The sequence below is a fragment of the Paenibacillus sp. IHB B 3084 genome, assembly GCF_001447315.1.
Taxonomy (GTDB): domain Bacteria; phylum Bacillota; class Bacilli; order Paenibacillales; family Paenibacillaceae; genus Paenibacillus.
Map to the genome: position 1 here is coordinate 4,571,172 of NZ_CP013203.1, position 23,099 is coordinate 4,594,270.

The following is a 23,099-nucleotide window of genomic DNA, read 5'->3' on the forward strand; positions in this document are numbered from 1 at the left end:
ATTTTTAGCTGTAATGATCATGTTAACCGCCCTCCCTATATTTCCAGATAGGGTATCAGCTGCTACCCAAGAGATCATCGGTGGACCTTTTTGCCAAAATAATTTATCTGGTGGGGGTGACAGTTGGGGGTTATGGTCAGGAAATGGAATAGGAGCAACTGAAGTTTATAATGGTACGGGTTCAGCAAGGTATAAATGCGATGGTACTACGCAGCCTGCACACCGTTTTGTTGATATTGGAAGATCTATTAAGACATCGGATTATAAGATTTTTGTTTATATCGAAGGGTCTTACCATACTGATATATATGTATCTAATGCAGCAGCGGGTAACAGTTGGCAGCCCAATGGAACGAATTTATATACATGGACCGATGTCACAAAATTTTATGCCAGTAGCTCTTATCAAGGGAAATGGGTAGAGATCACAGACTCTATTACGTTAAAAGATATTCGGTATTTTAGAGCTATGGGTACTAACCAGCAGACTAGTAATGAAATATCCAAGTTTGGAGTCCGTGTCATTCCCAAATCAGATCTGATGCCTAAACCACCCCAGATTAATGCAGGGGCTGAGGGCCAAGCAAGTACGGGATGGACCAAAGGACCTATAACGGTTTGGATCAATGGAGACGTGGCGCCTGAAGGGCTGAAATACTATGAATACAGCCTAAATGGTGGAGCATTTCAACAGTACACAGGACCCTTTACTGTATATGATCATGGTGTAAATACAATCTATGCCCGGACTGTAGACGTGAATAACCAGTACAGTGGTCTTTCTTCCGGGAATGTCAGGATAGACAAAATGCCGCCGACGCCACCGATCATAAGTGCAACGGGCAACAGTAATGACTATACCATTACATTGCAACCAGGAGCGGACGACTATTCTGGGCTGGCCCATACACAATTTCGCTTGACGGGCGTTATTAATCAAGGTTGGCAAGATTATGGTGGAGCATTCCATATTAATAAAGATGGTAAAAGCACGATTTATGCCCGCTCAATAGACAATGTGGGTAATGTGAGCCAAGAAGTAAGCAAGGAAGTCACTATTGATAAAAAGGTACCGACTGCTCCTGCTATCCGAGCTAGCGAGGTGGGTCCAACGATCAACAATGTGAATATTGCTATTGATTCAGGAAGTGATCCTGTAAATGGAATCAAGATGACGCAGTATCGTTTGAGTTCAGCAGGGGAGTGGCAGACATACAATGGCGTTTTTACATTAAACGGGGAAGGGCTGTACGAATTATCAGCACGAACGATCAATAATCTTGACGTACCTAGTCCAATCGTGACTCAATCGGTCATGATTGATCGAACCAAGCCAACGCCCCCGGAAGTTACATTTTCCGAGGTGACGATGCCCACCCGATACACCAATAAGCCAGTACAATTTGCTATTTCGGGTGGAACGGATATTTCAGCAGTGCATTACGAATATCAAATGGGCTCTGGCAATTATGTTCCTGGTTCATCGGGAGTATTAAATAGTTCTGGCATCGTAAAAGTGACTGCTCAAGCTGTGGATGCAGCTGGAAATCGGAGTGATCCGGTGTCCGCAACATCTTACATTGATTTGGAACCCCCAACGATCAGGCTAACACCAGATTCCCGTGAATGGAAGGATACGAATATTCAGATGGGGATACGATACGCTGACCAGCATTCGGGGATCGAATCAACAACGATGCAGTATAAAATCACGAGCAGCCCAGATACACCCGAACATTGGGATACAGCTGCCGATACAGGAATTCAGATTAACCTTTCAAATGAAGGTGAATGGTATGTTCATGCCAAGGTTAAAGATCAGGCGGGTAACATTTCTGAAACAGTCAGCAGAGCACTTCGTATTCAGAAGCAGCCTCAGCCAGTTGTTCTTTCTGCATCAGCCGTACGAAATACAGAGGTCGATCTGCAATGGACTCTTCCATCGGGCCTTGATGATGGTTACGTCTATACCATCAGAAATTTGACGACGAATGAGATTTGGGATGTTGCGCATCCGACAAATTCTTTTACAGACAAAGGGCTACAGGGAGGGCAGCAATACGAATATGAAGTACGTTCCAGTAATCACGTGGGAGGTAATGCCTATTCCAATCGGGTCCGTGTGTTAACGTTACCTGATGCCCCGGACCATATTCGATTACGAACCATTTCTCGTAATTCAGCACAAATCATGGCTGATTTTACGCCAGTGCTTTCAGCTGACAACTATAAGATTACAGCAACAGATGTTAGTACGGGGGAAGTCATATTTAAGGATACAGTCACACAGGATGTATATAATCCAATTACGGGAATGAAACCAGGCGAATTTTACGATGTTTCTGTAACAGCTATGAATGCCAGCGGAGAGGGTGCAGCCAAGCATGTGTCTTTTTTGAGCCTGCCAGATAGCCCGAGCGGATTTCAAAACGTAACCGTGAAGGACGATGGAATCGACTTGAAATGGAATCGTGTAATTACAGCGACATACTATGCTCTGGAGCGGGACAAAGTATCTGTTTATAAGGATGTGTATACTGAATTCGCTGATCAGGGACTTCAGGCAGGAACGGAGTATGATTATTCCATTTCAGCTGAAAATGCAACGGGCTTTGGAGATTATGCTCATTTAGGGGTCATCACATTACCTGATCGGGTAACCACGCTGGCGATTGTGGAAAATGATGTATATTCTGTCAGTGTAGGTTGGCAAGATGTGCAGGGGGCTGACGGATACATCTTGAATGTTAATGATGAGCCAGATGTGCGGCTTTCCCGGGGAAGCCATGCCTATACTTTTGATGGATTGCCCGCAGGTAGGACTGCAAATATTCGAATCCGAGCCTACAATCGAAGTGGTATAGGCGGAGATACGACTATCAACGCGTTAACACTACCCGCATCGGTTGTACGTCTTATAGCGGTAGAGGTTCGGGAACATGATGCCGCGATTGTTTGGGACCCAGTCGATGGAGCGACCAAATATAAAGTATCAATCAATAGCCAGGATTATTACAGCACTGAACCACGTGTAGTCGTTTCCGGATTAGAAGGTGGACAAAAATACGATTTTCAGGTGAGCAGCGGTAATAGTAGCGGGTTCAGTCAGCCTGTGCGGGAAAAGCTGCTTACGCTTCCACCTCAAGTGCAAAACGTCAAAGTCACAGAGCTAGGGAATGGCCAGATTTTGCTGAACTGGGATGAAACCAAAAATGCTTATCAATATGCTGTAATTCGGAAAGATACTGGTGAAATCGTGGATACCAAGGATACTAGTATCAAGCTTTCAGGTATCCAACCCGGTACGATGTACTCGTTCGGCATTCAAGCTGTCAATACAACGGGCGCAGGTGAGTGGACTCCATTTACGTATCGTGCGCTGACAGGTCAAATACCAGATAATGAGCTGACATTTAAAGATGTAACAGATACCGATCTGTTAGTTACGTGGAAAGAAGCTCCTGGTGCGGATACCTACCATGTGTACCAAAATGGTCTGCTTATCGGTCATACGGCCAACTCTAATTTTAAAGTAGATGGCTTGGACAGCTCCACGGTGTATCGTATTACCGTTAAACCGGTTAACACAAGCGGTGAAGGTAAACAGACAGAAGGTGAGGTAGAAACGTTACCGTCTCCAGAATTTGCGTTTTCGAAAACGGAGACGACTAATAGCGAGTTTATGATCCATTGGGAGTCAGAACACAAAAATGATATTTTTGTGCTCACCAGTGAAGGACAAATGGAACTATATCGTGGTAAGGATCGAAGCTTTATATGGAGTCAACTTAGAGAGAAACAATCGTATGAAGTTCAGCTTTGGGCAGAAAACAGCCAAGGAAAGCGTACCATTGCAAAACAAGCGAACGGTAAAACAACAGGGAGTACTGGAGCCTCAGCCTCAGGCGGTGGAGCAGGAGGTGGGGGATTGTTAAGCCGATTCAGCCCGATGTAGAGGAGTTGACTGAAACAGCAATCATTCAAGCACCTTCAGTCAAAACGAAGCCCAATCGTTTTAGTGACATTGAGCGGGCATTTAATAAAGATAAGATTAATGCCCTTGCAGATTTGGGGGTAGTGAAGGGTATGACCCAAACCCTTTTTGAGCCGAGCAGACCTGTAACACGTATGGAGTTCACTTCGATGCTCGTCCGTTCCCTGAAATTACCGCTCGAAACGGATATGGCTTTAAGCTTCGAGGATATCAATCCATCAGCGTGGTATGTTGATCTACTAAAAACAGCGATTAAAGATCAGGTCGCTCGTGGATTTAGCAATAAGGTATTTGCTCCAGATCGCGTTATTAACCGGGAGCAGGCGGCTAAAATGGTGAACAACGTTATCAAGGCTACGCCACAACAAGAAAGCAATATTTACTCAGATGCCTCTCAAATTGTGGAATGGGCCAGAGAAGATGTACTTGGTCTAACCGAAATTAATTTAGTACAAGGATATCCAGATGGAAGCTTCCGTGCAAAACAGGAAATCACACGCGCCGAAGCGGCTGAAATGATTTATAACATGATTCAAAAAATTCAATAAAAAGAAGGGGGTGGCATTAGCCAGCCCCTTCTTTGTGTATTTACATAGAGGACTTGATGCAGCAAGATTGATTAGGGTTGAGCCCGGAATAGCGATCTTGAGTGGTATAGATGCTCACATTGATTTTTATTCCACAATAGCGGGATTTAAATTGGAATTTCTATAGGCTGGAACGCCATTGATTAAAGCGGTTCTTAACTGAATATATCGTACACCATAATAGGTTGTTGTATTATTCAGGCCAGATGAAAGTACAGTTATTTTATAATATTGAAAAGGAATCTCATTGCTAAATTGGTAAGTCGTTTTTGCAGTAGTGGGTACAGCTTCTACTTCACCTAATCTAAACCAATTTTCTCCGTCGTTTGAACCATGAAGAGAAAACGTAAGAATAAAAGCTTTAAAAGTTGGCTGAGCCAAGAGGATATCATTAATCGTTTTGCCCTCATCTAATTTAAAAATTAATTCTCCACCTTTACCGCTTAAGCTGCTTTCCCAAGACAGATTATTATCGACTAAAACATTTTTTGGAAAAGTATTTTTGGAATCACCATTTGTCGAAACATTTTCTTCTGCTATAACGACAGGATCAATTGAAAAAGAATAATCGTTTGGATTCTGACTAAATTTTGTCATGTTGGATTTCCTCCATTAGTTTAATTGTTTAATATTGTTGAAGTTATCATTTTATATTCATATGAACCTCTCAATAAATGTATTCCCTAATATAAATTACATATTGCGACTGCCAGAATAAACACATCAATACTCATCAACAGGTAGAGATTGTCGTCTACATAGCTTCAAATGGACGGAAGTAAACCCCGGGTAGATATAGCAGTTGATTGCTTCAATTCGCAAATGAGCGCAAGGCTGTATATACAGTTATTGCTAGAATGCTGTTGATGACGACACATACAGTATAAGCAAACCTGTGTTTATTTCTAACATTAAAATGGAACAATTGTTCAAATGGTTTTATAATATAGAGTTTAAGCGATATAATTACGAAAAAGGCCCCTGATTGGGGCCCTCAAGCAGTTCATATATTTGTGTTTAACACCTTTTACCCCTTCTGCTTGTAAAATTAATGGTACAGCTTCATTAACGCACGCTTCTCAATTCGGGATACATACGCAGCGGGAAATCCCCAGCTCTTTGGCGATTTCCCGCTGCGTACGTTCTTCTCCTTCGGCTTCTAGGCCGAATCGACCAATAACCACTTCTTTTTTGCGCTCATCCAAAATATCCAGGTTACGATAGATTTTGCTTTTTTCAATTTTGAGCCGTACCTTATCCACAATATCGTCCGCCTCGGTGCCGAGAATATCAATTAAAGTAATTTCGTTGCCCTCTTTGTCCGTCCCTATAGGATCATGGAGAGATACGCCTTTGCGTGTTTTTTTCAGTGAGCGAAGATGCATTAAAATTTCGTTTTCAATACACCGGGCCGCAAATGTCGCCAGCTTTGTACCTTTTCCAGTCTGAAAGCTCTCGATGGCCTTGATCAGGCCGATGGTACCGATGGATATGAGGTCTTCCAAATCTTCACTGGTTTATAAAATTTAAGGAAGGCGGAACGTGTACTCATCCAAAATAACCTGATAAAAACAAGCCGGAGGCGCATGTTGGGCAGCACTCCGGCTTATTTTTATATGTTGAGGTTCATCCTGCTCGTAAGTAAGATAAATTCACTCTTGCTATAAGTCGTAATTTAAGATATATTATTAATTAAATAATCAATCATTTAATTAATTAAAGTTTAGTTTAAAGAGAGGGGTATACATTTGGCAAGACCCATCAATGAAGAAAAAAGACTGGAGCGGCGTAAACGTATCCTAGAAGAAGCTGTTGTCCTGTTCGCAGAAAGTGGATATTCTAATACCACAACGGCTATCATTGCACAGAGTGTGGGAGTGACTCCTGGAACCATTTTTCAATATTTCCCTAGCAAAGAAGCTTTATACTACGCCGCTGTCCTTGAGCCGCTTGCTGATATTCAGGCGAAATCGCTTGCTTGTCTACAACAAGAGGGGACGCCGGGCGTATTGATTAAGAACATGGTGGCAGAACAATTCAACCATATCTACTTCTATACAAATGAATTGCGGCTTGTTCAATCTGTCCTAGGACAACGAATAAGATTCCCTGAAATTACACAGAAGGTTCTTGAAAGTACAAAGGTAATGACAGATGCGATCGAATGCGTCTATGCCAAGGGACAGTTAATGGGAGAATTCAACAAAAGCTTTTCTCCAGCAATGATCTCTCGTGCCTATATCTCTTTCTTAAATGGAGTGGGCTTAACTCTTGGAGAAAGTATTATTCATCATCCCGAGTGGGAAAATCTGAAGGGGCATGCCTTTTATTTGTTTGCACCCATACAACCTAAAGAAAAACTGGAGGAGTCTGAATGAGTCAAACATCATTACAACCCGATCTGACATTTAACGTTCGTGTGAAAAAACGGAAGAAAATTTTATGGAGCCTAGGAATCGTGCTTTTGCTTGTGATGGCTCTTGTATTTTTTATATCTTATAAAGTAGTAGACACCTTGTTGCACCATCCTAGAGACACTAATGTCAGCTACGAATTGAATATCGATAAAACTCCCTACGAAGAGGTCGAGTTCAAGAGTTTGAAAAATGATAATACGATTAGAGGTTCCTTCTTCCCTGCAAGTGGTCTTTCTGGTAAAGCAAGTAATAAGACGATTATTGTCGTCCATGGATATACGAGCAATCGTTTAGTCAAAGGGCGGACCCCAAAGTTAGTAGAGCATTTCGTTCCGAAAGGCTACAATGTATTGGCATTTGACCTCAGCTCGCAAGGTAAATCCGATGGTGATTTGATTACACTGGGCCTCAATGAAAAATACGATTTGCTAGGAGCTGTAAGCTATTTAAAATCCAGAGACCATACGGGTGATAACATTGGAGTTATCGGCTTTTCAATGGGTGCTGCTACTTCTTTGCTAGCCGCAAGTGAAAGTGATGACATCAAAGCCGTAATTGCGGATAGTCCTTTTCGTAATGCTGGTCTATTTCTGAGAGAGGGTTTGCCCTTCTTTTCAGGTTTACCTGCGTTTCCATTCAGTTATACATCGACATGGATGGCAAATTGGGCCTTTAAGGTTGATCTTGATTCCATATCTCCTATGGATGCGGTAAAAAAGATGCAAGACAAGCCAGTTATGCTCATTCATGGTACTGGAGATCAGCAAATTAGTTATAAAAATACAGAAATTATTTACGAGTCCTTAAAAGATAACCCAAAAGCAGAAGTATGGTACCCGCAAAATACGGAGCACATCGATGCCATCAACCATTATCCTACTGAATATTTCAAAAGAGTAGATCGCTTTTTGGATGAGTATGTAGGAAAATAAATTCAATCCAAGAGAGCCAACTAGCGGAGGAACTTGTCCTCACGAAGTAAAAATAGCCAATAATATCAAGCATTTTTAGCCTGTAGTGTAGAAAACCACTACAGGCTTTTATTTGCGTTTTAAATGAAATACATAGCAAAATAGTTATTATTTAAGCGAAAAAACGGTGTACGAGTACAGAGCATGTTGATAAGGACAAAAGACAAGCGTATGCTGTTCGCTGGTCAGAAGAAGATCCTTTTTGGAGATCATTTGAACAAAGACTCGGAATCGAATTAATGAAATACAAGTAAGGATAGAGAGAATAACTGAAAAGAAGCAAGTAATTGAATTATGAAAAAGAACTAAAAAGGCCCTGTTAAGGGCCTCAAGTGGCTTCATATATCTCCTTATCCATTACCCCTTCTGCTTGTAAAATTCATGGTACAGCTTCATTAATGCACGCTTTTCAATGCGGGACACATACGAACGCGAAATCCCCAGCTCTCTGGCGATTTCCCGCTGTGTACGTTCTTCACCTCCGGCTTCCAGGCCGAATCGACCAATAACAACTTCTTTTTCACGCTCATCCAAAATATCCAGATTACGATAGATTTTACTCTTCTCTATTTTGAGCTGTACCTTATCCACAATATCGTCCGCCTCGGTGCCGAGGATATCAATCAAAGTAATCTCGTTACCCTCTTTGTCCGTCCCGATAGGATCGTGGAGAGACACGTCTTTACGTGTTTTTTTCAGTGAGCGAAGATGCATCAGAATTTCGTTTTCTATACAACGGGCTGCAAATGTTGCCAGCTTTGTACCTTTCCCGGTCTGAAAGCTTCAATGGCTTTGATCAGACCGATGGTGCCGATGGATATAAGGTCCTCCAAATCTTCACCGGTGTTATCAAACTTTTTCACAATATGAGCCACTAATCGGAGGTTGTGTTCAATTAGTGTGTTGCGGGATTGCGCGTTGCCTTCGGCAAACAGCTTCAGGTGTCGGGCTTCCTCTTTCTCAGTCAATGGCTGCGGAAAGGCATTGTTTTTCACGTAAGAGACGAGTAGCGTCAATTCCTTGATGAACAAAGCGATAGCGCTAAATAGTCCGGGCACGGTTGACACCTCCTGAGGTAGTTGCGAACTTACCGGTTTATGGTACCTTACCGGGCTTGTGATCTGTTTATTGTATGTGGGCAGGTGCCCATCCGTGCCTGTACTCCGAAAACTGCTCCGCAACAATTTATGGGGATAGAAAGTAAAATTTTCACACACCTCCACATTTCAAATCGTATTCTATAGACAAATAACAGAATATGGAGGTGTGCAATGATAAGAGGGCTTATTGTTTTTTTGCTGGCTGCCATTTTATCCGTACAAAGTGTTTATGCAGAACCTGTAGTGAACACACAGAGGGCAGCAGCAGGGGCAGACATTCGTTATATAAGCCCTAGTGATAATCGTGGCGCAGGATCATGGGTAAGTCATCAGTTGGAAGAGTCTCCGGATGGAACACGGGTTAAATTTATAGTGAATTAGTGAGGTCTAAAATTTAAACGTTCATTATATTGGTGCAGGAAGAACCGTTTTGGCTATCTTAAATCAAGCGGAGTTATCCCTACTTTACGGGACGGCTTCGCTTTCTTCATTTTTAATGTCATACGGTAGAAGAAGCACCATGATTGATATGGAAGAAGGAAGTTTTATTTTCGTACGATGACTCTATGAGAAAATTTGATTATACTTAAATGACTTAAGTTGTGAAAAGCAATGGACATGAGGTGGAAGCAGATGATTTTGGTAAGTTCTTGTTTGGCAGGGATGAAGGTCCGGTATAACGGGACGGATAGCTTGGACGTACATATTCAGAAGTTGGTAGAGGAAAAGAAGGCTATGACCATCTGTCCTGAACTGTTGGGGGGCTTTATGACGCCAAGACCGCCTGCTGAAATTGTGGGCGGGACGGGGGAGGATGTACTGAACGGTAAAGCCAAGGTGGTGGAGTCCTCGGACAACGATGTCAGTGAGATGTACATTAAAGGTGCATACGAAGCTTTGAACATAGCTAAGGAGATTAACGCTACACTTATTGTTTTAAAAGAAAACAGTCCATCCTGCGGATCAGCCGCCATTTATAACGGGTCATTTGAAAACCGGAAAATAGCGGGTAATGGCGTGACATCGGCGTTGCTGAAGAAGGAAGGCTTCAAGGTGATATCGGAGGAACAAATATCGGAAATTTTCCTGCATGAGGATATGTAGTGGGTTCGGAGACATGAAAGTAGGATAAAATACAGGTTTTGAACTCTCACAGTACTCATCGAAGGAAAGACTCATGGTAAAATCAAGCGTCTTGGTAGTCTACAGGCTTATCTTATACCTGCGGGCTGCCAAGGCGCTTGTTTGTGATGTGGTACCTACGCGCTAAATACATACCAAGGGCTACTTAAGCTTCAACGCAAGAATCCCCAGATACTCCTTGAGAGCTGTTCCAGTAGTAGCCATGGCTCCGGCAGACGGGGAGAGCTTGGCGGCATACAGTGACAGATTTTCACTTGCCAGATAGTCGGTCGGATAAGGTACAGCCTGCATGCCTGCACGCTGAAATTCCAGCGCCGCACGTGGCATATGGAAAGCGGAGGTTACCAAAATGGGTTTGGTGAACTGATGCTGCTTCAAAATCTGGGATGTATAGACGGCATTTTGCTGCGTGTTCAGGGAACGGTTTTCGATCAAAATATCTTTTGCGGGAATACCGAGTCCCAGAAGTTGTCTTTGAGCAATATTCGCTTCGTTGCCACTGTCGCCAAATACCTGTCCACCGGAAAACAGAATAGGTAAGCCTGTTGCTTCGTGCAACCGTACCGCAGTGAGCAGACGATTGGCCGCTGAACCCAGCAGATTACCTTGTCCGTTGATATCAGGTGTTCCCTCTGTAGCTCCGCCGCCAAGCACAACGATAACATCGCCTTGCACGGCATGAGGCTGCGGGTACTGTTTTTCCAGACTGCTGATCAGCAAATCCCCGACCCAATTGGTGGAGGAGCCATACAGCAGTAGTGTGACAACGAGTAGAATGAAAGCAGGTTTACGCGCACGCCTCCACAGCCAGATCACAAGCCCAACCATCACGAGGATAAATAAACCGGGAGGCAGCACGAAGCTGTATAAAAATTTGATGATATAAATCAAGTGCAGACATCCTCCTATCCTTCAATCTCTATTTTTCTTTTTGGTTTGGTATATTGTAACATAGGCAAATGACCGGATTCCTCTGTCTGGAGTTGTGCTTTCCAATACATATTTTTTGTTTGATAAACTCGTCCTATAGGCGTAAAATATGAGGTCTAGTCATTTTTTTGCATAGAGGAGCGAAAGCAGCATGAAAGAGTTAACGACAGCCAAACGGATCTTGATGATCGCGTTGCTGGTTGTATTGTGGGGCATATCCTGGCCCATTTATAAAGTAGCGTTGCAGTTTACGCCTCCACTTTTGTTTGCAGGATTGCGGACGTTGCTGGGAGGTCTGCTGTTAGGAGCGATTTTACTGCCAAGATGGAAACGGATCCGTTGGAAAGAGAACTGGCGTGTCTACGCCATTTCGGGTGTTTTTAACGTGGTACTGTTTTACGGTCTGCAAACAGTGGGGCTGATGTACGTACCGTCCGGCCTGTTTTCAGTGCTGGTATATCTCCAGCCTGTACTGGTCGGCATTTTTGCATGGATGTGGCTGGGTGAAGCGATGTCCGGACTTAAGGTGACAGGTTTGGTCATCGGATTTTGGGCGTTGCAGCTGTCAGTGTCGGAGGATTTTCGGGACATGTGGCTGTGGCAGGTGTAGTGATCGCTATTATTACAGCCGTGAGTTGGGCATTGGGTACCGTCTACGTGAAAAGGTAAACCAGCGCGTGGATTCATTGTGGCTGGTCGCATTTCAATGCACACTGGGAGGCATCGTGTTGACAGGAGCCGGAGCAGTGACGGAAAGCTGGTCAGACATCGTATGGAATGTTCCTTATGTGTCAGGGCTGGTATTCGGCATTGTGCTGGGAATTTCACTTTCATGGCTGCTGTATTTCACACTGGTCAACTCAGGGGATGCGAGTAAAGTCGCGTCTTATACGTTTTTGGTGCCCGTTATTTCGGTGTTTGTCAGCTCTTTGGTGCTGCGCGAAGCGATTACGGCTTTCCTGCTGATCGGTCTAGTATTAATTGGGCTTAGCATTTATTTGGTGAATCGCAGAGCGAGAGTAGTACAGCAAGCTTGAAAATAGGATATGGTACAAGCAAGGACTCTGCGCAGGTAGCAGGGTCCTTTTTAGAGGATTTTAACACCTGTCCGGCAAATTTTAGGAAGAATGAAACGGGTTCGGCTGAAACGAATTTGATCTATAAGGAGGGGTTCAAGCATGATCCAGCTTCAAAATGTCAAACAGTATAAGCCTGCCAAGCGGATAATAGTTGCATTTGTTTTATTGGCAAGTGTGGCAATCGGACTGAACGATGGAGAGTTTGCTCAGGCAGCGGGAACTTCTGCATCTATAAAGCAAGGTCAGGAAACTGCAAGTGTCCGTGTTTATTTTAACGGAAATATAATGTCATTTCCCAAAGGAGAGCCATTCATTAACAAGGGACAGGTGATGATTCCTACTACGGATGCAGCTCTGCCAGGAATAGCCACGGACTATGACCCCAAAACACAGACGCTTACACTCACCAATGGTATAGCCAGTCTGGGTTCCGGTCGAATAAAGGCTAACTCCAATATAGGTTTTGTACATAACAGGAAGGTTACTTACGACGTTTCAGCCAGTAGCATTCGTGGAACGCTTTATGTTCCTCTGGCATTTATCAGTGATGTGGTCGGAGGCAAGCTCGAATGGAAGAAAAACGAACGAATGGCTAGCATAAGCTATCCTCAGTTGGTTGGGGAATCGGAGGAAAGCAAAGGCTATTTGCTGGATGCAAGCAGCGGAGTATTGTACCGTAAAGAGGATGGCGGCCGTATCCGTGCGCTCAGTCCAACAAATATCAAATTGAAAGAAGATTATTTTGGCATGACGAAAATCATTTCAACCAAGGTTACGGAGGATGCAGATTTGGTTACGGTATGGCAAGCGTATGGCGAGCCCATGATTAATGACGATTTTTATACGCTGTTTGTCCAGAAAGGAAAGGTACTTCGTCAGGCAAAGGCTCATTATTGGAATTTTAATGCCAACAATATCAAGCTTTATAATGGAAAAGCAGTCATGAACGATGGACAGACCGTTCGTCTGATTGACGCTAATGGTTCTGTAAAAGAAACATGGAATATGGGGAAGCTTTCCGGTCGTTTGAAGGACAGTTTTGCGGTGGAAGGCATGGGCGAGGAATTTATTCTTGCCAGATCGAATGATGAGGGCTTTTTAATATTATTTAATCTTAAAACCCACCAGTCATTGTTGGTGTATGAGTTGCTTCAATTAGCTCCTGAGCAACTGAACGGATTCAGGGAAGATGGTATTAAGTTTATCGGTCAGAACAAAAATGACGGTGAACTGCGCTTCGGGCTACATGATAGTGAAGGACAGCCTCAAACGTTCAATTATGCTTTGTAAGTGGGTTTCGGGCGTCTATCAGACGCCTGATATCACACAATACTTCACAAATATCCGAATTGTTCACCCCCTGTACACTCCTTTGTTCATGAAGCATCCAAGGCTTCACTTTTCATTTTGAATACGCTTACATAAAATAAAGGCATACAACGACGGTGCTGCAAACCATGCTGTCGGTAACGTATACAGAGGGGGAGTGACTCACATTGAATCAGCCTGTGCCTAAGAGTTCCGCTATGCTTACGACAGATTCCCGTCTGAACGGGAGGAGGCTGGCAAGTGGCAGGAAAAACGGATTTTTCCATGAACTGATCCGCAATCGGATATTATTTCTCATGTTGCTGCCGACCTTGATCTTTTTCTTCATTAACTCTTACATTCCTATGGTGGGTATCTATTATGCATTTACCCAGTTTGACTTCAATACCAGCTTGTTCGATGCCAAGTTCGTCGGACTCCAGAATTTTCAGTTTTTATGGCAATCCGGCACGCTGACCAAACTGACATTGAATACGGTCGGATACAACGCAGCTTTTATTTTACTCGGCAACGTGCTAGCGATTGTGTGCGCGATTTTGCTGAATGAGCTACGTGGCCGTTATTTTAAAAAGATAGCTCAATCTGTGATGTTCCTGCCCTATTTTGTTTCTTTCGTTATTCTAAGCGTCATCGTGTACAACATATTTAATTATGACAACGGTTTTCTAAACACGCTGCTGCTGCAACTTGGCGGTGAACGCGTGGATGTATACAACAAGCCGTGGGTATGGATTTTCCTGATTATCCTGTTCTACCTGTGGAAAAATCTCGGCTACAGTATGGTGATTTATCTGGCGGCCATTACAGGCATTAGCGACGAGTATTATGAGGCGGCGAAAATGGACGGGGCCAACATTTTTCAGCGGATCTGGTACATTACCGTGCCTATGCTCAAATCGACGTTTGTCGTGCTGCTGCTGTTCGCGCTCGGCAGTATTATGAAGGGACAGTTCGACCTGTTCTATCAATTAATCGGCAATAATGGGGTGCTGTACAATACAACGGATATTTTGGACACTTACGTGTACCGTTCGCTGAAAGTAACCTTTGATGTGGGCATGGCTTCGGCGGCAGGCGTGTACCAGTCCTTGTTCGGCTTCGTGCTGATCATGACCGTGAACTACATCATTCGCAAGTTGAACGACGAATATGCCTTGTTCTAGAAAGGAGGACCCAAACGGATGGCGATCAAAGAGGATGTATACACCCGAATTTTTCAGATTATTTCTTATGCGGTAATCATTATTGCTTCTATTGCTTGTTTACTGCCATTTCTACTTATTATTTCGGCATCATTGACCAGTAATGAGTCGATTATCAGAGATGGATATCATTTTATTCCACAGGAATTTTCGCTGGAAGGATACCGGACGGTGTTCACCTTTCCTGAAGAGGTGCTGAGGGCGTACGGTGTGACCATTTTTACAACTGTAGTAGGTACGACGTTGGGCCTGTTCCTGATGACAATGGCGGGATATGTGCTGGCGCGTAAAGATTTTAAATACCGGAACGCATTTTCGTTCTATATTTACTTTACAACGTTGTTTGGGGGCGGCTTGGTACCCTGGTACATTATGTTGACGAAGTATTTAGGACTGCTGGATACGTATACGGTGCTTATTTTCCCGGGGCTGATGACTCCGTTTCTGATCATTTTGATGAAAAATTTCATTCGTTCGTCTATGCCGGAAGAGCTGTTTGAGTCTGCTAAAATTGACGGTGCGGGTGATTTTAAAATCTACTATCGGATTGTGCTGCCTTTGTCTACACCGGGAATTGCCACCGTGGGGTTGTTTCTGGCTCTGGCGTATTGGAATGACTGGTTCTCTTCCTCACTCTTTATTAATGATCCGCATAAATACCAACTGCAATATTATTTGTATAATGTAATCAACTCGATGCAGTTTATCGCTCAAATGGGGGCAGGTACTGGCGTTTCACTCTCCAACGATATGCCGACCGAATCGACCAAAATGGCAATGGCGATCGTGGTCACTGGGCCGATTTTACTGCTGTATCCTTTCATTCAGCGTTATTTTGTCAAGGGCTTGACCATTGGTGCTGTAAAAGGCTAAAGTGGACACTCATCAGCTAAGATGGCATGATGTGCTGACGTTGTGCCATCCTGACAACATATATTGTAAGCGCTTTATTAAAATCAGCAACCACTTCAAAAGGAGGATTCACATGACATTTACAAAGAAAAGAAAGCAACGCATGTCCATCCTGATTGCAGTTATGGTTATCATGGCGCTATTAGCCGGATGTGGAGGCGGTAGCGGAAACAGCGCACAAAAGGCAAGCGGAGAGGACGATAAAACCCAAAAGGTACAACTGCAATTTTATATGCTGGGTGATGCTCCTAAGGATTTACCTGCTATTGAGACTGAAATCAATAAATTGGCGGAAAAAGATTTGAATGCCACCGTCAAATTTAACTATACGACGTGGACGGACTGGGATCAAAAGTATAAGCTGCTGTTGTCTTCCGGCCAGCCGATTGACCTGATCTTTACCGCAGACTGGACGCAGTATCAGGCGTATGCCAAGAAAGGCGCATTCCTGCCACTCGATGATCTGCTGCCGAAGGCGGCACCTGCCTTGCAAAAATTTGTGCCTCAGGAGATGTGGGATGGCGTTAAAATCGGAGGCAAAATCTACACCGTGCCTGGCACGTACAAGGAATACGTTACAAACGGATTTGTATGGCGCGAGGATTTGCGTGAGAAATACAACTTGCCTAAGCCTACTGATATGAAGAGCTACGAGGCTTATTTGGATGGCATTCGTCAGCATGAGACTAGCATGAAACCCATCTCCCTGAACAGTGATATCAAAGGGAACCTGCATGACCGTTATTCCGAATTGGTGACGAAGAGTGTGGGTGCTCTGCCTTACGGCATTGGTATTAAATATGAAAAGCCGACAGAGGTTTATAAATATTGGGGTTCAGATGAGCAAAAAGAAGAGCTGAGTACCTACAAGCGCTGGGCCGACAAAGGATTTATCCCTAAAAACGTATTGAACGTAAAGGATACGCTTCAGGATCAGGTGACTTCCGGTAAAGCAGCGAGTATTTTCGGTGACAATCCGACCCGTTTTAATGACATGGTGATTAAGCTCAAAGCGTCTCATCCGGACTGGAAGCTGGATTACTATCCGTTCCCGCTGACGACGGGGTATGCAACTCCAGTGCATCCGATTCATAACGGCTTTGCGATTCCAAAAAGCAGTCCTAACCCTGCGCGCGCATTAGCTTTCTATGAAAAGCTTGTCACGGACAAACGCTATAACCTGCTCACGCAATACGGTATTGAGGGCAAAAACTATGAAGTCAAAGACGGTTACTATCAAATGATCAGTAGCGGCAGTTCCAACGGGTTCTCACGGGAAGGCATGAATAGCTGGGCATGGCGTAACCCGGAATACATGCTGTTTGATTCAGGCTTTGACCGTGTGAAGAAGATTTTTGCCGAGCTGGATAAAATCCAAAAGCCTGACCTGTTTACCGGCTTTGCCGAGGATTACACGACCTATCAGGCTGAAAAAGCCGCTCTGGAGCAAGTAGAAAAGCAATATCTCTATCCGCTCCAAGCTGGACTGATCGACAACGTAGATCAGGGTCTGGAGACCTTCTTGCAAAAGGCAAACCAGGCTGGCCTGGAGAAAATCCAGACGGAATATACCAAGCAATGGGAAGCCTACGTCAAAGAGAAGGGTATTAAGTAATTGGGCAAGGCAAAGAGATTTTAACAGTTGGATAAAAAGAAAAAGCAAGTCTCCAGGAAGTTGGAGGCTTGCTTTTTTAATGTCGGTCTAGTGTGACATCATGGAATGCTCCTGCATCATGCAGCTAAATCATTAAGAAGTATTGTATAGGCTAGGTTCCACTTCTTTAATGTCTATTACAAGGAGTGATAGGTCACGCTAAAATCAGCGGAGAGGCCTCATACAGTAGCCAGAACTTTTTACGGAAGCATTTTTCAGTCTACCTTATTGCGCATTTGCTTTAGAACGGCGAAAATCTGTCGGCGTCACGCCCAAGCTACGTTTGAACATGCGGTGAAAATAAGAGCTGCTCGCAAATCCGGTTTGTTCTGCCACGTCAGCTACCGACCAGTCGGTTTGCTCCAGCAGCTCGCAGGCTTTGCGAATGCGCAGCTGTTGAATGACATCCACGATGGTAGACATAGTTTGTTGCTTGTATAGTCTGCTGACATAGATCGGCGACATATCCAGCTCTTCAGCGATCTGGTTGAGGCAAAAATCCGGATCAGCATAGGCTTGCTCTATTCGCTCATTAATTTGCCGTACCAGCCGCTCTTGTTTCGTGTTTCGTTTTTCCAATAGGCTGGAGCGTACATGATCAAAGACCAATTGATATTGTTCGATAAGCTCCTGGGCCGTCTCCAGCTGATACGCGGATGGCAATTCAGGTATAGATTCGGGAGCAAATCCATTACGTTCACTCATATGCTGAATGGCATGATTCACACTCATCATCAGCCGGGATATGGCCACCTGCACGACGGAAAACGAATATTTTTCCATATGCATCAGCAAGTCCTTGAACATGCCATGAGCATCCTCCGTATGACCAGATAACAGCGTGTCGAGCAATTTTTTCTCCTTTTCCGACGCATATACGTAGGCATTTTGAGCATGTGCCTCAATTGTGTTCTGCGCATCAATGATACACCCGTGCCCTTGAAAAAATCGGTGCATGGACGCTTCCTGTACCTGACGGTACAACAGATGCAGCCGTTCCGACTGGCTTGCGATGGCACTATAGGTCAGAGATATACTCAGCTTCAAGTATTCAAGGCAAGCTTCGCGTATTTGGCGCAATAAGGTTTCCAGCAGCACGGTATCTGTATGCTCCGCAGGATCAAGAATGTTGAGCATCAATAGGACGCTGTCTTCGTCGATATCAACGGCTTCCACCTGGTACGTCTGCCCGCATATTTCAGAAGCGATATTCATCATGGCAAACTTATAGGGCAACAGATCAGGACCGCGTTCGCTTTGCCAACGGGCATATTCATCTATTCGCAGCAGCACCAGTCGATAGTCTTTGTCGAACTGGAATGTAATTCCAAGCTCACGCAACCGCTCCGGTTCCTCTCCAGCAGGAAGCAGATGGACCCCCCGAATAATATTCCGTAAAATGTTTTGCCGGATCGTATACATACTGTTTCGTTTCTCTGATTCGAGTGAATTCATATGGACAACAATCTGCCCGATGGGGGTATACAGCATTCTGGACAGTAGCCAGGAAGCCACAAACCCTGCCAATGCAATGACAACGGCAATCAGCAGCATCGCATTGCGAATAACACTCGCCATTTTGATAACGCTTTCATACGGAGTGACACTAATATACTGCCAACCCAGTCCGTCCTGGGAGGTATAAGAAATGAGTGATCTTTTACCGTGAAAATCTTCTACAAAATATCCTGTTTCCTGTTTTTTGACTCGGGTGTGCAGCCATAGCTGTTCTTTCTCGTTCAAGGATTCGTCTGCCAGCGTCGCGCCGGATAAAAGTCTGCCCTGATCATCCAAAATATAAGCAGTTCCGCCTGATGTCGGATTCGTCGCCATTTCCTTGTTCATCCAGGTCGCAGATACATTGACGATCACAGCCGAATTCATCGCTTCGTTCGAGTTGATAGCGTCATAGCATAAATACGTATAGGCTGTAATGTCTGTGCTGGCTTGATCTGCTCCGGCCACCGAATCGGACGCAGACAGCAACGGATAGGTGCGTGGGATGGGTGTAAATGGCTTATAATCCTGATAATGATCCAGAACGCGTATAATATCCGTATCAGCCAGTTCTTTTTTGCTGAATAACCCGTTTTGCCCCCGCGAGGATGCAATGTAGAAGGTGTCGCTTTTCGGATTATATACATAGATGGATTCAATGTACGGCATAGAATTGAGATAATTGTTCAGCTCAGACATGGCAGCGGTTTCATCATATACATTGGGTTTGGGATAATACAACAACTTGGACAGGGTACTGCTGCGGTACATTTGAAAGGCCAACGATTGGGCGATGGATGTCATGTTAATGACCTCTCTGCTTCTCAGGGCCAGGCTACTGTGATTGGCTTCGAATGCCTGCTCCTTCTCCACCCGAATATAATAAAAATAATACACCGTGGTAGATACCAGCAACGTCAGCGTAATACATAACGTGATACTGATCAGCAATTTGCTGTGAAGCTTGTGATGCTTTTTGAAATTGCTCATGTGCGCAGGTCTCCTGTCTATGTGCATATAGCCAAAATAAACCCTATTTATGTATTCATTATACGTGCCTTCCTGTGAACAGGACAGTGAACAAACCAATTTTTTATGAAAAATAATGATTTTTTCGTAAAAAGGCTGAGAACGAAACGCGCATAATCGCTCGCGTCGGTTCCCAGCCTGGGGATTACATAAGGGGCTGTCCCAAATTTGGACAGCATCGGTCATATGAAGCCGTATGTACCTGAAAGGGTTCAGGCGGTGAGGATTACATCAGTCAGGGAATTGCACATTACCTTTGACAATATAGGCTTCGCCAGAGCCATTTTCCGCCAGAGCTGGGAGGGTATCGTTCAGCACCACACCGCGAATGTCTGTAATCCGGATTTTAAGAGGCTGATTCCCTAAGTTCGTACCGAGAAAGTGGTTGTAGTCCTGTTTTTCGAGATTGAGCCATTGTCCATTTTGTTGGACTTCCAGCTTCAAAACCGGATATTTATGATTGCGTACCTGAATAGCTGCCCACCACCGGCTGCTGCCTTCTTTAATGCGGTAGGAGACGTTTCCAGTAACTGGAGCTTTGACGACTTTCCATGAGATATTGATTTTTCCATCAATTTGATTGCCAATTTGGTTAAAAGCATTCGGGGACAGGTCAAGCGCACCGCTTGGGCCTTCAGGATAAATATCGGTTACATAGACTGTTGTTTTCCCTTTGGGGCCTTGTACTTCCAGATATGCTCCTGCCAATGCGGCTTTGATTCCGTTATAATTCAATTGTGTGCGGTTAAGAGCCGTAATTTTGGCATCGGAAGGGATGGGATCAAGTAGTAATGCTCCTCCTGAGTAGCCAGATCCGGTATAGGTGGCGTAACCCGTGTATGTATCATTCCAAGCAGCTGAAGCGGGGAGAGCGAACAAAACAAGACTTAGCAATGATGCCAGACCAATCGTTTTGAACTTGCGAATCGCAGAACTCTTTTGCATAATTATTTCCTCCTTGTTCATTTAATAGATTCATATAGTAAATATAAACACTATATTACATAATATTTCAAATAGTGCAATAGGCTTTTGAGGCAAAAAGAAAATATTGCAAAAGTTTGTCAACATGCTTCTAGGCCTTATTGCATGTTTTTATGGGAATTGCTGAACTGTGCTTTTTTTCGCAGATGTCTGCTCGATCTGATGGTAGGATCAGGAAGATGGAGCTTAATATCAGAGAGCAGGGATGACTGGAGAACGAAAAGCACAAAGGAGGGGTTTACGCATGGGAACGAACGTCTTTTATGTACCGCCAGTGAATTTGATGGGGATTGGATGTCTTAGAGATCTGGGACCGATGTTGCAAGAGAAAGGATTTATGAAAGCGCTTATCGTGACGGATAAATGGCTGCGTCGAAATGGGATTACCGACCGGGTTATTGCTGTTTTGGAGCAACATGGAATTCCATATATCGTGTATGATGGTGTGCAACCTAACCCTACCTGTGACAATGTTCACGAAGGAGTCAAGGTGTTTCAGGATAACGGATGTGATGTTCTCGTCTCGGTAGGTGGTGGGTCGCCTCAGGATGCGGTCAAAGCCATTGGCATCATTGTCACCAACGGAGGACATATTTCAGAATATGAAGGCGTTCACAAATCCAAACGACCGTCCGTTCCTATTGTGGCAGTGAATACAACGGCGGGTACCTCCAGCGAGGTCACCATTAACTATGTCATTACTGATGAGAAGCGTAAGGTCAAAATGGTCATGGTTGATAAAAACAGTCTGGCTTCCATCTCTGTAAATGACCCCGAATTAATGGTGGGTAAGCCAGCCGAATTAACTGCTGCGACAGGTATGGATGCGCTTACTCATGCGATTGAGGCGCTGATTACCCCGGGAGCTTATCCGGTCACCGATGCCACTGCCTTGGCTGCTGTCGAGCTGATATTCCGTTATTTGCCAGAAGCTGTGGAGAACGGTCAAAATATCGAGGCCCGTGAAAAGCTTGTGTATGCTGTTTTTCTGGGAGGGATGGCCTTCAACAATGCGGGGTTGGGATATGTGCATGCGATGGCACATCAGCTTGGAGGTGTGTATGATCTTCCACATGGGGTGTGTAATGCGATGCTACTGCCCTATGTACAGGAGGCCAATGCGCAGCATGTTCCCCGTAAATTCAGACCTATCGCTCAAGCGATAGGATTCTCCGTCAGAGGGCGAACCGACGAGGAGTGCGCTGAATTTGTCGTGGATGCCATCCGCGGACTGGCACAGGAAGTAGGGATCCCGAAACGTTTGTCTGAGCTGGGGGTAACGGACCCGGATCTTAATCTGTTAGCTGACAATGCGATGAAAGATGCGTGTGCGCCTGGTAATCCGTTTCAGCCAACCAAAGAGGAAGTTATCGCACTGTTCCAAAAAATACTCTAAGGCGAATTTTTGACCGGGACTTTTGGACGATATCCTTTAAATAGAATAAGCGAACTATTGTTCTCTTTTTGTTTGTCGTATACAATCGAATCAAGCTGATTCAAATAGAGTGATGTCGAACTCTGTTGTATGCTGCAACGAAAGGATGTTATGCACCATGATGGGAAGAGCCCATTTGATTATTGGAACCGGGGTCTCCCTGTCGGTATTAGCCTTGAACGGATACGAAGTGACTCCGGCTGCCGTGGCTGCCGCTGTAGTCGGTTCACTGTTGCCGGATATTGACGAGCCTAACTCCATGCTCGTGAGTCGTGCGTTGCCTACCAAAATGCTCAGACTCGTACAGCTCCTGATGATTGGGGCTGCGGGCTGGGTATTTTTTACCCGTCTGGCTCCTCCGCCGTGGAATCTTGTTCTGGCTTTGCTGATGATCAGCGCTTCCTTTATGCCTTCACGGTCGATGCGAAAGGCCATTATCTTTTTAATTGGAATTGGCTTGGCCTGGTATGGAGAAGCCTACGCGCCGTGGAATTACATAGCCGGGTGTCTGCTGATTATCTGTACGCTTGTCCCGCACCGGGGATTGACGCATACGGTGTATGGAACAGTCGCATGGACTGCGTTGCTGTACGGTACAACCCGTCTGCATGGTGACAGCATTTGGCTGGCTGGCGGCTTGGCGTATCTGCTGCATTTATTGGCAGATTCCTTGACGAATAACGGAATTAAACCTTTGCCACCGTTCAAATGGAAGCTGCGATTTAAGCTGATGAGTACCGGAACGCGCAAAGGGGCGCAGGTGGAGAACATCTGCATTGCCTTGACGGCTGTACTTGTTATTATCGCCTTGCTTCGTTATAAGCATTTGATATGAA

15 protein-coding genes and 4 pseudogenes are annotated in these 23,099 nt (G+C 44.6%); 13 read left to right on the top strand and 6 right to left on the bottom strand.

The window, feature by feature from the left end; genetic code table 11:
• Positions 1 to 13 precede the first annotated feature (13 nt).
• Positions 14 to 3,955, top strand: coding sequence for a fibronectin type III domain-containing protein (locus tag ASL14_RS21465; RefSeq protein WP_223264085.1), 3,942 nt, complete (start codon positions 14 to 16; stop codon positions 3,953 to 3,955).
• Positions 3,956 to 3,960: 5 nt separating this feature from the next.
• Positions 3,961 to 4,542 carry an S-layer homology domain-containing protein gene (locus tag ASL14_RS29675; protein WP_223264086.1) on the top strand — a complete coding sequence of 194 codons (582 nt, stop codon included), beginning with the start codon at positions 3,961 to 3,963 and terminating at the stop codon, positions 4,540 to 4,542.
• A 126-nt stretch (positions 4,543 to 4,668) separates the two neighbouring features.
• Here the strand turns inward: ASL14_RS29675 and ASL14_RS21470 are convergent, their stop codons facing one another.
• On the bottom strand, positions 4,669 to 5,178 hold the full coding sequence (locus ASL14_RS21470) for a discoidin domain-containing protein (RefSeq protein ID WP_134913387.1): 510 nt from the start codon (positions 5,176 to 5,178) through the stop codon (positions 4,669 to 4,671).
• Between the two features lie 451 nt (positions 5,179 to 5,629).
• Positions 5,630 to 6,098: pseudogene (gene sigK / locus ASL14_RS21475) on the bottom strand (RNA polymerase sporulation sigma factor SigK); the annotation flags it as partial.
• A 231-nt stretch (positions 6,099 to 6,329) separates the two neighbouring features.
• Here sigK (ASL14_RS21475) and ASL14_RS21480 point away from each other — a divergent pair.
• A complete protein-coding gene (locus tag ASL14_RS21480) occupies positions 6,330 to 6,959 on the top strand; it encodes a TetR/AcrR family transcriptional regulator (protein ID WP_134913388.1) in 630 nt (209 codons plus the stop codon).
• A complete protein-coding gene (locus ASL14_RS21485) occupies positions 6,956 to 7,930 on the top strand; it encodes an alpha/beta hydrolase (RefSeq protein ID WP_134913389.1) in 975 nt (324 codons plus the stop codon). Before ASL14_RS21480 ends, ASL14_RS21485 begins: the two co-directional genes overlap by 4 nt.
• A gap of 396 nt (positions 7,931 to 8,326) precedes the next feature.
• Here the strand turns inward: ASL14_RS21485 and sigK (ASL14_RS21490) are convergent.
• Positions 8,327 to 9,027: pseudogene (sigK, locus tag ASL14_RS21490) on the bottom strand (RNA polymerase sporulation sigma factor SigK).
• A 303-nt stretch (positions 9,028 to 9,330) separates the two neighbouring features.
• Between sigK (ASL14_RS21490) and ASL14_RS28390 the strand changes: the two are divergent.
• Together ASL14_RS28390 and ASL14_RS21500 are read left to right on the top strand one after the other, a co-directional pair.
• A pseudogene (locus ASL14_RS28390) lies at positions 9,331 to 9,450 on the top strand (NucA/NucB deoxyribonuclease domain-containing protein); the annotation flags it as partial.
• Positions 9,451 to 9,702: 252 nt separating this feature from the next.
• Positions 9,703 to 10,173 (top strand): 2-thiouracil desulfurase family protein, encoded by a 471-nt coding sequence (locus tag ASL14_RS21500; protein ID WP_134913391.1) that lies wholly within the window; start codon positions 9,703 to 9,705, stop codon positions 10,171 to 10,173.
• A 180-nt stretch (positions 10,174 to 10,353) separates the two neighbouring features.
• On the opposite strand, the gene ASL14_RS21505 is transcribed toward ASL14_RS21500, so the two are convergent.
• Positions 10,354 to 11,103: a YdcF family protein gene (locus tag ASL14_RS21505; protein WP_134913392.1), complete on the bottom strand. Its 750-nt coding sequence runs from the start codon at positions 11,101 to 11,103 to the stop codon at positions 10,354 to 10,356.
• A 190-nt stretch (positions 11,104 to 11,293) separates the two neighbouring features.
• Between ASL14_RS21505 and ASL14_RS21510 the strand changes: the two are divergent.
• From ASL14_RS21510 to ASL14_RS21530, 5 genes and pseudogenes are all read left to right on the top strand, one after another.
• Positions 11,294 to 12,179, top strand: a pseudogene (locus ASL14_RS21510) (DMT family transporter).
• Between the two features lie 141 nt (positions 12,180 to 12,320).
• Positions 12,321 to 13,511, top strand: coding sequence for a copper amine oxidase N-terminal domain-containing protein (locus tag ASL14_RS21515; RefSeq protein ID WP_134913393.1), 1,191 nt, complete (start codon positions 12,321 to 12,323; stop codon positions 13,509 to 13,511).
• Positions 13,512 to 13,717: 206 nt separating this feature from the next.
• Entirely contained in the window at positions 13,718 to 14,713 is a 996-nt protein-coding gene (locus ASL14_RS21520) for an ABC transporter permease (RefSeq protein ID WP_134913394.1), read from the top strand.
• An 18-nt stretch (positions 14,714 to 14,731) separates the two neighbouring features.
• Positions 14,732 to 15,625: a carbohydrate ABC transporter permease gene (locus tag ASL14_RS21525; protein WP_134913395.1), complete on the top strand. Its 894-nt coding sequence runs from the start codon at positions 14,732 to 14,734 to the stop codon at positions 15,623 to 15,625.
• A 112-nt stretch (positions 15,626 to 15,737) separates the two neighbouring features.
• Positions 15,738 to 17,279, top strand: a complete 1,542-nt coding sequence (locus ASL14_RS21530; RefSeq protein WP_134913396.1) for an extracellular solute-binding protein — start codon at positions 15,738 to 15,740, stop codon at positions 17,277 to 17,279.
• 264 nt (positions 17,280 to 17,543) lie between these two features.
• On the opposite strand, the gene ASL14_RS21535 is transcribed toward ASL14_RS21530, so the two are convergent.
• Positions 17,544 to 19,805 (bottom strand): AraC family transcriptional regulator, encoded by a 2,262-nt coding sequence (locus ASL14_RS21535; RefSeq protein WP_134913397.1) that lies wholly within the window; start codon positions 19,803 to 19,805, stop codon positions 17,544 to 17,546.
• A gap of 270 nt (positions 19,806 to 20,075) precedes the next feature.
• On the bottom strand, positions 20,076 to 20,789 hold the full coding sequence (locus tag ASL14_RS21540) for an expansin ExlX (RefSeq protein ID WP_134913398.1): 714 nt from the start codon (positions 20,787 to 20,789) through the stop codon (positions 20,076 to 20,078).
• Positions 20,790 to 21,072: 283 nt separating this feature from the next.
• Between ASL14_RS21540 and ASL14_RS21545 the strand changes: the two genes are divergently transcribed.
• Entirely contained in the window at positions 21,073 to 22,224 is a 1,152-nt protein-coding gene (locus tag ASL14_RS21545) for an iron-containing alcohol dehydrogenase (RefSeq protein ID WP_134913399.1), read from the top strand.
• A gap of 157 nt (positions 22,225 to 22,381) precedes the next feature.
• Positions 22,382 to 23,098, top strand: coding sequence for a metal-dependent hydrolase (locus tag ASL14_RS21550; RefSeq protein WP_134913400.1), 717 nt, complete (start codon positions 22,382 to 22,384; stop codon positions 23,096 to 23,098).
• Position 23,099: the final 1 nt, after the last annotated feature.

Excerpts from the sequence above, each read along its gene's own strand:
- ASL14_RS21465 (WP_223264085.1), top strand. The coding sequence starts at position 14 with ATGATCATGTTAACCGCCCTCCCTATATTTCCAGATAGGGTATCAGCT.
- ASL14_RS21470 (WP_134913387.1), bottom strand. The coding sequence starts at position 5,178 with ATGACAAAATTTAGTCAGAATCCAAACGATTATTCTTTTTCAATTGAT.
- ASL14_RS21485 (WP_134913389.1), top strand. The coding sequence starts at position 6,956 with ATGAGTCAAACATCATTACAACCCGATCTGACATTTAACGTTCGTGTG.
- ASL14_RS21500 (WP_134913391.1), top strand. The coding sequence starts at position 9,703 with ATGATTTTGGTAAGTTCTTGTTTGGCAGGGATGAAGGTCCGGTATAAC.
- ASL14_RS21515 (WP_134913393.1), top strand. The coding sequence starts at position 12,321 with ATGATCCAGCTTCAAAATGTCAAACAGTATAAGCCTGCCAAGCGGATA.
- ASL14_RS21525 (WP_134913395.1), top strand. The coding sequence starts at position 14,732 with ATGGCGATCAAAGAGGATGTATACACCCGAATTTTTCAGATTATTTCT.
- ASL14_RS21530 (WP_134913396.1), top strand. The coding sequence starts at position 15,738 with ATGACATTTACAAAGAAAAGAAAGCAACGCATGTCCATCCTGATTGCA.
- ASL14_RS21535 (WP_134913397.1), bottom strand. The coding sequence starts at position 19,805 with ATGAGCAATTTCAAAAAGCATCACAAGCTTCACAGCAAATTGCTGATC.
- ASL14_RS21540 (WP_134913398.1), bottom strand. The coding sequence starts at position 20,789 with ATGCAAAAGAGTTCTGCGATTCGCAAGTTCAAAACGATTGGTCTGGCA.
- ASL14_RS21545 (WP_134913399.1), top strand. The coding sequence starts at position 21,073 with ATGGGAACGAACGTCTTTTATGTACCGCCAGTGAATTTGATGGGGATT.
- ASL14_RS21550 (WP_134913400.1), top strand. The coding sequence starts at position 22,382 with ATGATGGGAAGAGCCCATTTGATTATTGGAACCGGGGTCTCCCTGTCG.